The 14961-nt window shown below is 60.9% G+C and carries 15 protein-coding genes and 1 pseudogene; 9 read left to right on the top strand and 7 right to left on the bottom strand.

All coding sequences use genetic code 11. The features are described 5' to 3' along the window. Positions 1-9: 9 nt before the first annotated feature. From ARCT_RS0102810 to ARCT_RS0102790, 5 genes are all read right to left on the bottom strand, one after another. A complete protein-coding gene (locus ARCT_RS0102810) occupies positions 10-3090 on the bottom strand; it encodes an efflux RND transporter permease subunit (RefSeq protein WP_027238711.1) in 3081 nt (1026 codons plus the stop codon). Between the two features lie 33 nt (positions 3091-3123). Then, positions 3124-4245 carry an efflux RND transporter periplasmic adaptor subunit gene (locus ARCT_RS0102805; RefSeq protein WP_027238710.1) on the bottom strand — a complete coding sequence of 374 codons (1122 nt, stop codon included), beginning with the start codon at positions 4243-4245 and terminating at the stop codon, positions 3124-3126. 13 nt (positions 4246-4258) lie between these two features. After that, on the bottom strand, positions 4259-4810 hold the full coding sequence (locus ARCT_RS0102800; protein WP_036784097.1) for a TetR/AcrR family transcriptional regulator: 552 nt from the start codon (positions 4808-4810) through the stop codon (positions 4259-4261). A 72-nt stretch (positions 4811-4882) separates the two neighbouring features. After that, entirely contained in the window at positions 4883-5485 is a 603-nt protein-coding gene (locus tag ARCT_RS0102795; protein ID WP_036784095.1) for a TetR/AcrR family transcriptional regulator, read from the bottom strand. A 237-nt stretch (positions 5486-5722) separates the two neighbouring features. Continuing rightward, positions 5723-6076: a winged helix-turn-helix transcriptional regulator gene (locus ARCT_RS0102790; protein ID WP_224556225.1), complete on the bottom strand. Its 354-nt coding sequence runs from the start codon at positions 6074-6076 to the stop codon at positions 5723-5725. Positions 6077-6208: 132 nt separating this feature from the next. On the opposite strand from ARCT_RS0102790, the gene ARCT_RS0102785 reads away from it, so the two are divergent. From ARCT_RS0102785 to ARCT_RS0102765, 5 genes are all read left to right on the top strand, one after another. After that, positions 6209-6616 (top strand): DoxX family protein, encoded by a 408-nt coding sequence (locus ARCT_RS0102785; protein WP_027238706.1) that lies wholly within the window; start codon positions 6209-6211, stop codon positions 6614-6616. Positions 6617-6681: 65 nt separating this feature from the next. After that, a complete protein-coding gene (locus tag ARCT_RS0102780; RefSeq protein WP_027238705.1) occupies positions 6682-7497 on the top strand; it encodes a DODA-type extradiol aromatic ring-opening family dioxygenase in 816 nt (271 codons plus the stop codon). 8 nt (positions 7498-7505) lie between these two features. Beyond that, a complete protein-coding gene (locus ARCT_RS0102775; protein ID WP_036784088.1) occupies positions 7506-8003 on the top strand; it encodes a luciferase domain-containing protein in 498 nt (165 codons plus the stop codon). 28 nt (positions 8004-8031) lie between these two features. Beyond that, positions 8032-8928 (top strand): SDR family oxidoreductase, encoded by an 897-nt coding sequence (locus ARCT_RS0102770; RefSeq protein WP_027238703.1) that lies wholly within the window; start codon positions 8032-8034, stop codon positions 8926-8928. 20 nt (positions 8929-8948) lie between these two features. Continuing rightward, a complete protein-coding gene (locus ARCT_RS0102765) occupies positions 8949-9581 on the top strand; it encodes a glutathione S-transferase family protein (RefSeq protein ID WP_027238702.1) in 633 nt (210 codons plus the stop codon). A gap of 101 nt (positions 9582-9682) precedes the next feature. Here ARCT_RS0102765 and ARCT_RS27795 read toward each other — a convergent pair. Further along, positions 9683-10096 (bottom strand): annotated as a pseudogene (locus ARCT_RS27795) (IS3 family transposase); the annotation flags it as partial. A 25-nt stretch (positions 10097-10121) separates the two neighbouring features. On the opposite strand from ARCT_RS27795, the gene ARCT_RS28905 reads away from it, so the two are divergent. Then, positions 10122-10352 (top strand): hypothetical protein, encoded by a 231-nt coding sequence (locus tag ARCT_RS28905; protein WP_369824838.1) that lies wholly within the window; start codon positions 10122-10124, stop codon positions 10350-10352. Between the two features lie 121 nt (positions 10353-10473). Here the strand turns inward: ARCT_RS28905 and ARCT_RS0102745 are convergent, their stop codons facing one another. Then, on the bottom strand, positions 10474-11541 hold the full coding sequence (locus ARCT_RS0102745; RefSeq protein WP_027238700.1) for a helix-turn-helix domain-containing protein: 1068 nt from the start codon (positions 11539-11541) through the stop codon (positions 10474-10476). A 299-nt stretch (positions 11542-11840) separates the two neighbouring features. Here ARCT_RS0102745 and ARCT_RS0102735 point away from each other — a divergent pair, with 299 nt between their 5' ends. From ARCT_RS0102735 to ARCT_RS0102725, 3 genes are all read left to right on the top strand, one after another. Next, positions 11841-14018, top strand: coding sequence for a ParB/RepB/Spo0J family partition protein (locus ARCT_RS0102735; protein ID WP_027238698.1), 2178 nt, complete (start codon positions 11841-11843; stop codon positions 14016-14018). Between the two features lie 126 nt (positions 14019-14144). Then, a complete protein-coding gene (locus ARCT_RS0102730) occupies positions 14145-14525 on the top strand; it encodes a DUF3768 domain-containing protein (protein ID WP_027238697.1) in 381 nt (126 codons plus the stop codon). Positions 14526-14641: 116 nt separating this feature from the next. Then, the gene (locus ARCT_RS0102725) at positions 14642-14920 is read left to right on the top strand and encodes a hypothetical protein (RefSeq protein WP_027238696.1); all 279 of its coding nucleotides are present in this window, start codon (positions 14642-14644) and stop codon (positions 14918-14920) included. Positions 14921-14961 lie beyond the last annotated feature (41 nt).

Genomic DNA, 14961 nt, shown 5'->3' with positions numbered 1-14961 from the left:
ATCGTTGCGTCAGGCGGTCGCCGCTAGGCCGTCCGACTGTGCGTCCCGTTTCGGTGGCCGTATCCGGAACAGAAGCGCATAGAGCACCGGAACCGCGACGAGCGTCAGGACCGAAGCAAAGGCGAGGCCGCCCATGATCGTCACCGCCATCGAGGCAAAAAACGCATCGGGCAGAAGCGGAATCATGCCAAAGATCGTCGTGCCGGCGGCGAGCACCACAGGGCGAAGACGGCTGACTGAGCCGTCGATCACCGCCTTGTAATCGGGCACACCCTGTGCACGTAGAAAGTCGATCTCTTCGATGAGAACGATTGCGTTCTTCATCAACATTCCCGAAAGCGACAGGAAGCCGAGCAGGGCCGTAAATGTGAAGGGCAGACCGGTGAACAGCAACCCCAGGACCATGCCCGTCACGGACATTGGCACCACGAGCCACAGGATCAGCGGTTGGCGGACTTTGTTGAACATCAAAATCGAAATCGTCAACATGACCAGGAAGCCTAGGGGAAGCTGCTTGCCAAGCGACTCCTGAGCCATCTGCGCACTTTCGAATTCGCCACCCCATTCCATTGCATAACCGTCGGGAAGCGGGATGGATTCGATCTCGGTGCGGACGCTTCGGAAGGCCTCATCCGCGGTGAGATCGCTGCGGGCACCGCCGAGAGCGGTGATCGTCCGCTCCCGGTCGCGCCGGTGAATGAGTGCCTCGACAAGACGGGGGTCGAACCTTTCGACAAGGTTGGCCATGGGTACATAGGACCCTGCCCCATCGGACCACACCGATAGGTCACGAAGGCGGTCAACTCCGTCGCGTTCGCTCTCGGGAAGCCGGAGATGGATTGGAATCAACACGTCGTCCTCGCGTAGGTCGCCAACGCGCAGTCCGGACGTTCCATAGCGGATGGTATCCGCGATCGCTCCACGCGTTGCGCCAGCCAGCCGCATTCGTGCCTCATCGACGATGGGTTCGACGAGGATCTCACGCTGCCGCCAATTGGTGCGCGGATTGGTGATGGTTCCTGCCTCCTCGTAAATCCTCATCGCATCATCCGCGAGCTGGCGCAGGATGACCGGATCGGGTCCCGAAAAACGAACTGCAACATCGGCACCGGAGGGCGGTCCGAACACGATCTCTTCGACACGGATCAGAGCGTGGGGGAATTCGGCGGGCAAGTCCTGGTTAAGTCTGCTCGCGATCGTCGCGATCGTCGCGGCGTCCGCAACCCGGACGATGAGTTGGCCATAGCTGGCATCCGCCTGCTCGGGGTTGTATGTCAGCATGAATCGGCTTGCCCCGCGCCCGACGAGGGCCGTTACCCCGGTTACGGCATCCTCATCCATGAGAATCCGCTCGAGCCGCTGCATCTCTTCGTCGGTCGTGTTGATATCGGTTCCCTGCGGCATCTGGAACTCAACGTAGAAAATCGGCGTGTTCGAGGCGGGGAAGAAGGCCTGCTTGACCTGTCCGAAAGCCATAACGGACCAAACGGTGATGCCAATGATCGTCAGAACAACCGGGATGCGGACGCGCAGCGCCATCCACAAAATCCCGCGATATGTCGCGTAGAACACGCCCTTGTAGGGATTATCCGAAATGTTTTTGGGGGTCTTGAGCAGCAGCTTGCCGAGATACGGCGTCACCGTGACTGCCAGGACCCAGCTTGTTAGCAGCGAGATGGCGATCACCGCGAAAAGCGAAAACAGAAACTCGCCCGTGGCGTCAGGCGACAGCCCGATACCGGAAAACGCCATGATCCCGATAACGGTCGCCCCCAGCAAGGGGATTGACGTGGCGCTTTCGGTCTCGGCAGCAGCGTCTTCTGCGCTTTTTCCTCGCGCCATGCCGATCACCATCCCTTCTGTGATGACGATGGCGTTGTCGACCAGCATCCCCATCGCGATGATCAGGGCGCCCAGGCTGATCCGCTCCATCTGTATCCCGAACACTGACATGAAGAACAGTGTAGAGAAAACGGTGAGCCCGAGGGTCGCGCCCACCACGAGGCCTGCGCGCCAACCCATGGTCAGCATCAGCGCACCGACCACGATCGCGACCGACTGTCCGAGGCTGACGAGAAAGCTTGAAACGGATTCGTCCACCACGACATGCTGCTCGTAGATCGGAATGATCTCGACACCTTCAGGAAGCCCCAACTTGAGCCGTTGAAGCCGTGCTGAAACCGCCTGACCGACTTCGACCACGTTTTGGTCCGTCAACGCGGAAACGCCAAAGGTAAATGCCGCCGTGCCGTTCTGCCGGATGATCTGGCTAGGCTGTTCGGCCGCCTCGCGGGTCACGCTGGCGATGTCGCTGACAGCGATCTGGCCGACATTTCCGGCCGTGCCCAGCCGCAGCTCCTCTATCCCTTCGGGGCTAATATAGCCCGGCGGAACCGATAGGCCGATCCGGGCAGGGCCCTCGGTGATCTCGCCGTTGGTGAACACCTGGTTTTCGTCTGCGAGAATGCCCAGGATCTGGGTCGGCGGAAGGCCCAGCATCTCGAGGCGTGCAGACGGGATCGAGATGGTAATTACCTCTTCGGAGAGGCCCTGAACCTCGACCTTGGCGACGCCATCGACAGTGACCAGTCCGAGCCGGAGCGTCGTGGCCAAATCCCTCTGCTCCGATGGGCTCAGACCTTCGGTCGTTACCGCATAGAACATGCCATAGACGTCGCCGAAATCGTCATTGATGATGGGCGGTAGCGCCCCTGCGGGAAGGTCCCCCTCCACGTCGCTGATGCGGCGGCGCATTTCGTCCCAAACCTGCGGGATCTCGTCCGGGCCATAGGTCATCTCGATCTCGACGGTGATCTGCGCCATGCCCGGCATCGACTTCGATTCCACCCGGTCGAGCTGCTTCATTTGCTGCAGCGCATTTTCGACGACGTCGGCGACCTCCTCTTCAACCTCCAGAGCCGTGGCGCCGGGATACGGTACGAAGATGAGCGCCGTTTTGAGCGTGAAGCTCGGGTCTTCAAGGCGACCGACCGTGTTCAGCCCCCAATAGCCGCCGAGGAGACAAAAGATGATGGTGAGCCAGACCGCCACAGGACGCTCGATGCTCGCTCGTGAGATGCTGAGTGCCATGGTTCTATTCTTGTCCTGTCAAAAAGAACGGGATCAGAGCCCCGAAACTGTCACGGTCTGATTGTCCCTGAGCCGCCACCAGCCACCGGAAACAACCAATTCGTTGCCCTTCAGGCCATCCAGAACGACAATCTCGTTGTCGATCGGAAGACCCAGACGGACCGCCCTGCGCGTGACCTGGCCGGACGTTTCTTCGTAGATCCAGATGGACGGTTCGGTTCGGCTCGTCGTATCCACCGCCGAAACCGGAACGATCACTGATTGCGGGGGATCTGCTTCTGCGGCGATGGCGATGCGCACATCCGCAGTCATCCCGGGCAGAAGACGCGAGTCGATATCACCCGTGATCGCAAGTTCCACGTCGTAGGTCTGCGCCGTCCGGTCGGCATCGGTCGCAAACGAGCGAAGCACCAGAGGCGCGGTGTAACCCGGAACAGCCGGAAAAGTTGCAACGATCTCGAAGGCATCGGGTGCCGACCGGGCAATGGCCGCAAGTTCCTCTGGCAGGGAGATCACCAGCCGCATCTCGCTGACATCCTGTAGACGCGCGACAGGCGCGGCCGACGTGACGTTGACGTATTCTTCAACGAAGGTGCGCGCCACAATCGCGTCGAATGGCGCGACGATTTTCGTTTGGGACAGGCGCCGCTCTGCCTCGCGGAGCGCGACTTCTGCCTGGACGAACTGCGCGCGGGCCGTGTCGAGGCGCGCGTCGGACGCCACGTCACGATCGGCGAGGTCCGAGGCGCGCGCAAGTTCGGAATTCGCCAGGTCGTAGGACGCCTGAGCCCGGTCGACGGCGAGTTCGAAATCGATTTGGTCGAGCTCCGCGATCACCTCGCCCTCGCGAATCGTGTCGCCGGGCTCAACCTCAAGGCGAATGATCTGCCCGGGTATCTGAAACGCAAGGTCCACCGTTCGAGCAGGTTCGACGCGGCCTGCAACGGTGCGAGACTGACTTACGACGCGATTGAGCGCACGGGTCACTTCGACCGTGACTGGTCGCTCCACGTTCGCTGCAGGCCTTGTATCGACTTCTGCCTCCAGGGTGTCCGTCGCGGTCTGGGCCAGCACATCGGTCAGGAACGGCGAAACAAACGGGACGGCAACGGCCGACACGGCCGCTACCGCAATAACAAAAACGATCCGCTTCAAACTTCGTGTCTCTCTATTCGAGTTCATTAATCATGGCCCTCAATTGCTCGATGACGCGTCCCCTGAGATCCGCGCCACCGTCGGGAAGGCCCAGAAGTTTCTGGAACCGAAGTCCCTGGATCGCTAGGACGACAACCATAGCACCCGGAGTGTCTTGTGTGTCGGACAGGATACGCTCAAGGTCGCCGGTCAGTTCAGCCCGTAGCGGATCGAGCAGCCGCGGATCTGACGCGGCAGCCGCGAGAATCGCCATCGAGAGGTCGTCATCGACGGCTCTGGCTTGCACGATTGCTTCCAGGTGCCCACGCAGGGTGCGGGATCTGCGATCTTCCGGGACTGATGCCAGGCGTTCGCGATGTTCTGCGAGCATCTCATCAAGCAGCCCGGCAAGAAGCGCTCTCTTGGTCGGAAAATTGTATAAGACCCCGCCTTTACTGAGATCGGCCTCACGCGCGACGGCGTCGATCGTAATCTTTCCCGCGCCCTCTCTGTGCGCAATTGCCCGCGCAGCGCCGAGGATCCTTGGTGACGCATTCTTTGCCTGCATTTTGGATTGTATGGTCATTATTCACTGTCCATTCGGCAATTTTATTGAGAGATTTGGAGCACTGCCCCGTTGTCGGAAAGCAAGGTCAGTTCAGAGCTCTACTCTATGTCCGCTCCCGTAGAGTCGCAGGAATGCAGTGACTGCATCGGCCGCATGCTTGTCCCGCTCGACTGTTCTTTGCACGGCCAGCAGGCGTGGCATCAACAGTCCAGAAACGCAAAGATGTATGAAGTGATCCGCAACACGCGGGGGGTTGTCGATCTCAAGCGCGCCTTCCCGGGAAAGGCGTTCCAGAACTTTACTGATGAGTTCGCGTGCCCGTTTCGGTCCGGCACGAAAATACACCTCCCCGACCTCGGGAAGCATCTCGGTGGCACCGATACACGTCCGCAGAAGGCGGATGTAGGTTTCGTCCAGAACGAGATCGATCATGCGCAGGGCAAGTTTTTCCAACTGGGCGCGCGGCTCGGGACCTGCGGACAAGGGTCGGAGGATCTCTTCCGCAAGCCGACCGCATTCGGATTCCACGACGCTCAGAAACAGCTGCTCCTTGGTCGGGTAATACGAATACATTGTTGCCTTCGACACTTTCCCTTCGGCGGCAATGGCATCGACGGTGGCGCCTTCATAACCGCACCGGAAGAAGACCTCGCGCGCGCCGAACAAAACCTCGGCCATTTTTCTCTCGCGCATCTCGTTCTTCCTGTCCTGTGCAGCATTGCGGGATTTCAAACTTGACTGTACCGTCTAGTCGGTACAGTAGATTGATTTTTACGTGCCGGCAAGTCGCAAACCTGGGCGGATCGTGCGGAGTGAGTGCCGCCTGTCAGGCATACCCAACGCGGCTTTCAATCCGTCATGAGCTTCGGGCCGTGCTCCGTTCGCGGTGCTTTCTGGCGCGGGATTACTCCGCGAACAGGACGGACGTTATCATTCCGCCGAGCGTGCTGTCCCGTCGAAAGCACCCTCTGCCTCCCAGCGGCGCGCAATGGATCCAAGGGTGTCCAGCACACCGCGCAGCTCCGCGCCGCGTTCAGTCAGCCCGTATGTGACAGCGGGCGGGATGGTCATGGCCTGCTCGCGCCAGACCACGCCGGCATGTTCCAGCATTCTCAGCCTCTCAGTCAGGACCCGGGTGGAAATTCCAGGCACCAGCCGTTTGGTCGCGCCGAAACGCTGTGGACCCTGTTCGGACAGAACCCAAAGGATATAAATCGTCCAAGGTCCCGTGATGACACGCAGCAGCGCCTCCATCGGGCAGGAAGCTGGTTGGACGCTTTTCATTTTGGATAGCCCTCGCAGTCCACGAAAGTAAGTTACTTTTAAGTGCCTACTTTAACTGATGAAGCAAGGCACCTAATGATACTATATGGAAAACGGCAGCCTAACAACCCGCCGAAAACCGGGAGAGCGGCAGTGAGTGACAACGTGGCAAAATATGTCTACTGGATCGCGACCGGCCTTGTGGCGCTGGTCTATCTGGGTGCGGCGGCCTTCTACATCTCATCCCACGACATGGTCGCGGGCATGTATCGCGAGGTGTTGGGCTATCCCACATACATCATCTGGCCACTCGCAATTTTGAAGATCGTCGGTGCGGTTGTGATCCTCTGCCGCCCTTCGGCGGTGCTGGCAGATTGGGCCTATGCGGCAATGTTCTGGCATCTGGTGCTCGCCTTCGGGGCGCATGTGGGCGCAGGCGATCCGGGTTGGCCGCCGGCGCTGGCGACCTGGGTATTCCTGATCATCTCGTGGCTGACCGCCAATCGCGTGCGTGCGGTCAAGTCGGCCTATGCACCGGCAGTTCCGGCAGCGCCAACCTGATCTGCTGCGGAGTTGCCACGGCGCCGCCCATAGCCTCGGACTTTGGGGTACAAAGGGACGACAACATGACTGAAAAGCAGCCGACAGTGTTTGTTCCCCATGGGGGTGGCCCCTGTTTCTTCATGGACTGGAACCCGCCTGACGCCTGGGATCGGCACCGCAAATTCCTTGAGGACTTGCCTGCGAGCCTGCCGGCAAGGCCCAAGGCGCTCCTCGTGATCTCGGGCCATTGGGAAGAGCGGGTCTTTACCTTGCAGACCAACCCCGCCCCGCCTCTGCTGTTCGACTATCAGGGATTTCCGCAGCATACCTATCAGCTGACCTGGCCCGCGCCGGGCGAGCCCGCGCTGGCGACCCGCGTACGCGCACTTCTGGAAGGCGCGGGGTTCCAGACCGGGGCCGACGCTGTGCGTGGCTTCGATCACGGGGTATTCGTTCCACTAAAGGTGGCTTTTCCTGAGGCCGACATCCCCACCGTCCAATTGAGCCTGCGCGACGATCTCGACCCCGAGGCGCATCTTGCCGTCGGTCGCGCGTTGGCGCCCTTGCGCGACGAAGGGGTGCTGATCATCGGATCCGGCAATACCTATCACAACATGGGCAAGATGATGCGGGCGATGAGGGGCGGACCGGACCGCCCGGTGAACGGCGGAGACTTTGACCGATGGCTCACGAGTGCGGTGACCCATGAGGACCCCGCAGTGCGCCATGCCATGCTGGCCGAGTGGGATCAGGCGCCCGGCGCCCGCGACGCCAATCCGCGCGAGGAACATCTGATCCCGTTGCACGTCGTGGCCGGGGCCGCGCTTGCGGATCGGGGGGAGAAGACCCTCGAAGATGACGTGTTGGGCGCGGTCGAAAGCGCGTTTAGATTTGGATAGGACCAACCATGAGCTTCGAACTTCCCCCGCGGCAGGGCCCGCGCCCCGACACCACCGATTGCGCCCCGCATGAGCAGGTGTCGCAGACCTCCTCGGCAGAGATCCACGCATTGTTCAAGGAGAAGGCCTTCGCCCTGCCCTTCGTCGAGCGCTGCCGGTCGGGCATCTCGGTGCCCGGCGCCGAAGCACTGGTCTTGCCGGTGGCGCATGCCTGCGGCCCGCGTGAAGCCTTCATGATCGGACGCGAATTTGCCCATGTGCATCCCTCCTATGACGGTTCGTCGCACATGATGCTGCCTCTGGCGGCGGTCGAGGAACTCATCGCCAACGGCTGGGGCGAACCGCACCCGATGGCGTCGGCCGGACACATCCCGGCAAATGCCGTCATGGCCTTTGCGCCGCGCGATGGGTCAGAGGTCGACGTCATGATCAAAATCCTGACAACGAGCTGGGACTTCGCCCGCGGCAAGCTGGCCAACCCCGCGCAGGTTCACATCCACGGCTGACTCTCTCTCAAAGAACAGGAATACGCCCATGGCAAGCTTTCAGAACGGACCATTTATCGTCACAGGCGCCTCCGGCCAGCTTGGACGCCAGGTAATCGATCAACTGATCGAGGCGGGCGCCGGTCCGATCATCGCGGTCACGCGCAACGCCGACAAACTCGCCGAGTTCAGGGACAAGGGGGTGGATGTTCGCCAAGGCGATTTCAACGCGCCCGAAACACTGGGTCCGGCCATCGCGGGCGGCAAGCGGATCCTGATCATCTCCACCGAGGATCTGGAGCCGGGCAAACGGCTCGCGGCTCATTCCAATGCGATCACCGCCGCACGCGAGGCGGGTATCGCCCACATCGTCTATACCTCGCTTGCCAGCCCGGTACCCGAAAGCCCCATCACTTTCAGCAAGGATCATCAGAATACCGAGAAGCTGATCGAGCAAAGCGGCGCCAGCTACACGATCCTTCGCAACAACCTTTACACGGATCTGTTGCTTATGAGCGGACCGCAGGCGATCGACATGGGGCAGCTCTTTGCCGCGGCAGGGGACGGACGGGCGAGTTACGTCACGCGCGCCGACTGCGCCCGCGCCGCCGCTGCCGCGCTGATGAATGCGACCGACCGCGAGGTCCTGGACATCACCGGGCCCGAATCCACCGGCCAGGCCGATATCGCGGCGCTTTTGTCGGACATCGCCGGCAAGGACATCCCCTACGTTCCGATGCCGGCCGAAGACATGGTGCAGGCGATGATCGCAAATGGCCTGCCCGAGTTCATGGCGCGTGTTTTCGTCTCTTTCGACCAGGCAATCGCCGAAGGCTACCTTGATGTGGCCAGCGACGATCTCAAGACGCTCACCGGCAAGTCCGGACAGTCGGTTACCGATTTCCTGACCGAAAACCGGGCGGTGCTTCTTCGGGCGCCGCAGTAACTATAGAGGCGGACAAAATCATGAAACTCTACAACGCGAATTTCTCGCCCAATGCGCTGCGTGTGCGGGCGGTGGCACACGAACTGGGCGTGGACCTCGAAATCGTCCAGGTCGACATCCGGGCCGGGGACAACCGCGCGGCGGAATTTCTCGCTCGCAATCCCAATGCAAAGGTGCCCGTTTTGGAGGACGGGAATTTCGTGCTTTGGGAATCCCGGGCAATTTGTGCCTATCTGGCGGGGCTTCGGCCCGAGGCGGGCCTCTATCCTGAGGGCCGCAAGGCGCGGTCCCTCGTCGATCAATGGACCTGGTGGCAAGCGATCCACCTTGGCCCGGCGATGCAGAAATTGTCCTTTGAGCTGTTTCTCAAAGAGAAATTCGGCATGGGCGATCCCGATCCGACCGTGGTCGAAGCGGAACGAAAAGCCACAGATCAGTTCCTTGCCGTTCTGGAAACCGGACTCGACGGCAAGGACTGGATCGCAGGCGCACTCAGCCTTGCCGACTTCTATCTTGCGACCACCTTCATGTATCGCGATCAAGCGGGGATTTTACTGGACCAGTACCCAGGAGTTGCGAGTTGGATCGACCGGCTAGAAGCGCGTGACAGCTGGCAAGAGGCTGTGGCACCCCTAAGGGCGCTTTTCCGCTGACGTCGTGATCCAGGGGGTAACATACCCCTGACGAGTGCCGAGGTTGACGATACGGTCGGCCGTTGTCATCGCTTTGATCTGATCGTGGGTCAGAAAGTCAACTGACCCAGCCTCCCGATCAGGTCATCCAGTTCGCGGATCATCCGCTCACCTGACAGTGAGCGATCCACCACAGTGGCCGCCAAGGCTTCGCGCGTGCAGTCATCCACGATGCACAACACACGGAACCTTTGGCCATTAGCAAAGGCATCGGACACGAAGTCCAACGACCAACGCTGATTGGCGCGATCCGGCACTAGGATGGGCCTGCGCGTACCCAGTGCGCGTTTGCGTGATCACCTGCGGCGCACGGCCAGCCCTTCCTCGCGATAGAGACGGAAAAGCTTCTAATGGTTCACTTCAAAACCCTCTCTGGCCAAAAGGATGCCCTAACTACGATATCCGAACCGGCGACGTTTATTCGCCAGTTCCCGCAGCCATTGGCGCAGGGCGTGGTCGCTCCGATCCTGATTCCGATATGACTGGGAGTTCCATAAGTCCTTGATCCAGGCCTGTGGGTCACAAAATCTGTTGTCGCTTCATGCAGTTCTTTACGAAAAATATCTGCGGTACCAGATGTTGGTTCTTACATACCGTGGGCAAGAAGCCGTGGAAGAACATCGAAAAAGGCCTAGTCCACATGCTTGCGGCCTTCTGACGTTCTGCGAACTTGGCTGGCATGACCCCGGGTCCGACGCGGATAGCGGACTTAACTCTTGCTGCGGGTCTTAGGCGCGCCGCTTTCGCCCGAGAAGTATTCGTCCCAGGTGCGCCCGAGTCATGCGCACTCTTGGCCAAGAGCCAACTTAACATATGCTTGCTTATACGTTTTTGAGCCGTCACCCGGCAGATACTAAGCTGCAATCCGCCACATCCGGAACCGCCCCTGCCCTGTAACCTCGCGGATCAAGCCTTTCTTTTCCATCCACGCGAGGTTTCGTTGCATCGCCGCGCGACTGGCACCGATCTGAGTCTCAGCCATCGGCGCGGACACCAGAGGCCATTCCGCGAAGAGAGTTAGCAAAGCAGGAGGCGTCTTGCCTGATAGTTTCGCCAGTTCGCCCTCTGCCTGAACCGTCCAAGTCTCAACCAAATCCAAATGCCGCATCGCCGTTAGTATCGCGCTGTTCATCCCGTCCAACCAGCGGGCCAAGCGTTCAGGTGGCACGCCCGAGGCCCGCAGCCCCCCTGCCCCGCCCATGGCCAGCGGCGCAAAGATGGCTCCATTGCCGTCGCTGGCCGCGATCCTACCAGCAGTTACAGCGGCCTCAATACGGTCTCCATATTGGCCGAGGCCAGCCAGACTCCAGAGGTGAAACCCCATGCAAGCGCTCGTGATCGGGTGGAGGTCAACCGCTGCTGTCATCACGTCCAGCCAGCTCCCTGCACGCTCGTCAAAGCGCTCGGCATTGTCCTCGAACTTCTCAGGATCACGCCGATCCAGGAAGGACGCCAAATCTACCATTGGCTCCGGACCACTTGTCAGGCGTCGCACGGCCCATCCGGCCCGGGCCAGTGCTTCCGAGTCATCCTGCACTCCAGACAAACGCATGGATATCCAAAGCGCCAGCCGATCGGGGCTCACACGATCGCCTGCGAACCAGCTGAGATCCGCCGCCTCTATTAGAGCCAGTCTGTGCCGCCAGCCCTCCGGGCCGCGCAGCAACCGGTCATCCAGAGCACCCAGGCGTCCAGCCACCTTTGCCAGCCGCGCAGTATGAGCACCCTCTGCCTTTGCCCAATCTTCGATGACTACGGTATCAGGCGGTTCCGCCCGCGGCCCGGGAGGCAGATCATCCGGTTCCTCTTCGAGCGGCCCGGGCAGAAACCAGAGGTCTTCTTCGTGAGCCTCCTCATCCCCCTCGGTAATGATGAGAGGGTCATCGAAATCATCACTAAAAGTAGATGCTTGCGGCGTCATGTGTGTAAAATACCACCTTTATGCACATTACCCAAGAGATTTTGTGGCCATTGCCCATGCTCTTTACATAGTATTCGCGGGCGACTGCCGGAGGAACCTCTCTGATCGCGTTCAGGATAAGGAAACCAAGGGGTTCTGCACCAGCACGACGAGAGAGCACTCTCTTGCATTCGTTTACAAACGGTCGATTGCTGACGTGTTTCGCAATTGCAAAGAGCCAGAGAAAGGGAAGCCCGTGTGCCGGGCTTGAAAGGAAAGAGAGAGCCTCTTCCGGGTCCGGCGCGACAAGGATCCTGACCATGGCCAAGACCAAAACCACGACGCGTTCGAAACCCGCCACCTCAAAGAAAACCGAAACCGCCGGATCGGCTGCGCCTGACGGCGCCGCCGACATCCGGATGATCCCGCTCGACCAGCTGGAGCCGAGCCAACTCAACGTCCGCAAAGTCGCCGCGAGCGCTAGCGACGACGCCGAACTCCTCGCCAGCATCCGCGAGACAGGCATCAAACAGAACCTAGTGGTTCATGCGCTGTCAGAGACACGTTTTGCTGTTGACGCCGGTGGCCGTCGCCTCAAATCGCTGAAACAGCTGGCCGAGGACGGTGTGATCCCCGCAGACCACCCGGTGCCCTGCCTCGTCGAGGACGAACGCAACGCCATCCTCACCTCCGCCACAGAAAACCTTCAGCGCGCAGCCATGCATCCGGCGGACCAGTTCGAAGCTTTCGACAAGATGATTGGCGAAGGGCGCAGCGAGGACGAAATTGCGCTGAAATTCGGTGTCTCCGTCGACCTGGTACGCCGTCGGCTGAAACTCGCCCGTGTCGCGCCCGAAATCATCGAGCGATTTCGCGCGGGGGATCTGACCCTCGAATGTGTGATGGCCTTCACGCTGACCGATGATCATGATCGCCAGCTGGCGGTCTGGAACGCGGTGAAGGGCGGCTATCACATCCATCCGCAGAGCATCAAACGCCAGCTGACCGAGACCGCGCATTCGGCGAACTCGGCCCTCGGGCGCTTTGTCGGCATCGAGGCCTATGAGGCGGCGGGCGGCGTTCTGCTTCGCGATCTCTTCGACGATCGCGCCAGCGCCCATATGGAAAACCCCGAACTCCTGGAGCGCCTCGCCATCGAGAAGCTGCAGGCAGCGGCCAAACCCTTCGAGGGAACGTGGAAATGGGTCGAGGTGCATCCCTCGGTGGACTACGGCGCGTTTCGGAGTTTCGGACGGGTCTATCCGCAGGATATCGAACCGGATCCGGACCTGCTCGCCGAAGAGGAACGTCTCATCGCGCGTGAAGAAGAACTGGCGGCGCAGAATGACGGCGAGGATTGGACCGACGCCGAGACCGAAGAATATTACGCCATCGAGCCGCGTTTGCGCGAGATCGAGGCTCTGCAGCGGGAGCGGCAGCCTTATGCCGAGGAAGATCGTGCTATCGCCGGTGTCGTTCTGACCATCGGTCATGACGGTGCGCTGCGTGTCGAGAAAGGCCTCGTGCGGCCAGAAGATATCCCCGCTGCGGCGGTGCCGGGCGAAGATAGTGCTGATGCGGGTGATGCTCCCTCCTCTGCCCGCCCGCATGTGACGCCGCCGACCTCCTCTTCGCCCGTGCCGACCTCCGACCCAGCGGCCACTTTGCGCAAGGCGGACGGCATTTCGGCGAGCCTGGCGGATGATCTGCGTGCCACGCGTCAGCACATCCTCAGGGCGCATCTGGCGGCGGATTTCGAAGTGGCGTTCGATGTGATGCTCTACGCGCTCTGCGAGCAGGCTCTGGGGCGGTCCTACAACAATGAGGCGCTCGACATCTCGGTTCGACCTTTCCAGGCGCAAAACCGCGAGGTGCTGCATGCGGATACCGTCGCCCAGAAAATGCTCGAGGCGCTGGAACAGGATCTCGCCACAAACTGGATGAAGCTGGAGAAACCCGAGGACTTCCGGGCGATGTCGGCACTACCGATTGCGGATAAGCAGGCGCTTTTCGCCTGGGCGACGGGTCTGGCGGTCAAGCCGCAGCTCTCCTCCGACAATCGTCCCTCCCCCATCATCGAGGAGATCGGCGCGCGGCTCGATGTCGATGTGGCGGCCTGCTGGCGCCCGACCGCCCAAAACTATTGGGGTCGGGTCAACAAGGGCCATGCAGTGGCTACGGCGCGCAAGCTGATCGGCGACGATTACGCCGAGGATCGCAATCGCGAGCGCAAGGGCGATATCGCCGCGGCGATGGAGCGGGCTTTTGCCGAAACAGCCGGCGCGACGGAAGGTTTCGACGCCGCGACGGTTGCGAAGACGACGCGCTGGCTGCCCGACGGGATGTTGTTTGGCGGTGCGACGGAGGCTGTTGCCAACATGGGTAACGATTTGCGCGAGGCCGAAGAAGGCGACGTGCCCGCCTCAGATACTCAGATCGATGCCGAGAAAGACGAGCCGTCATCTTTGCCCGCTTTCCTCAGCGGGGATGCAGCCTGACGAAGCGAACACTGATCTAATCACGACATGAGCCTTGGGCCGTCCTCACATCGAGGGCGGCCCTTTCCGGCTGACGGGTTTCCTGCAGCCGGTGTCGGATTGGCTGGCCCGTCCCGGAGAAATCTCATGACCACCACACTAGATCTCGATCCCGTCAAGGAAGCCGCCCTGATCGCCGCTCAGAATGATGCCTTTCGCCGCTCCATCCTCGGGACAACCCCCGTCGCGGACGCACCAAAGGGCCAGTTTGTCATGACGCGCGGCGTTGCAGCACTTGAGCCGGAGGCCCAGCTTGCTCTCACCCGCAGCGTGGCTTCATTTGACGGGTTCAACGCTGACAGCGATCCTCATGGCTGGCACGAGATGGGCGTCATCGACCTCGACGGCACCACGGTCTGGTTCAAGATCGACCTCTACGACACCGACTATCAATTTGGTTCGCCCGAGCCATCCGACCCCCAACAGACACGCCGGGTCCTGATCCTGCTTCTGCCGTCAGAATACTGATGCCCCGCCTTCCAAGCACCACCTCGGATCGCCCTTGCACCAAGGGCGGTCCTTTTGCGCTGACGGGTTTTGAAGGGGCACGATCTCCGCGCCCCGCCCGCCACAGGAGACCAGAGATGGCCAAGACAATTGACTACGAGATCACGCTGCACCCCGCGCATCGCGACGGAGCCTTCATCGTCACTCAGTTCCAGATGATGGAAACCTGCCCGAAGACGCGCGTCCAGGCGGCCGGCATGGACGATCTCATCGACCAGGTGACGCGGTTCGCCATGGATCACGGGAAAAGCTGCCGTGCTTCGGTACGCTGTCTCGCTCCACGCAAGCCGCCGGGTTTCGGCAAGGCAACGGCCGAGCTGTACTTCAACCTCGAGGACCGCACCGGCTCCGTGTGAACCTTCAAAGCGTTGAACAGACGCAGATCACATGGGCGGCC

The organism is Pseudophaeobacter arcticus DSM 23566, assembly GCF_000473205.1.
Classification (GTDB): Bacteria; Pseudomonadota; Alphaproteobacteria; order Rhodobacterales; family Rhodobacteraceae; genus Pseudophaeobacter; species Pseudophaeobacter arcticus.
This window is presented reverse-complemented; position numbering and strand designations above follow the sequence as displayed.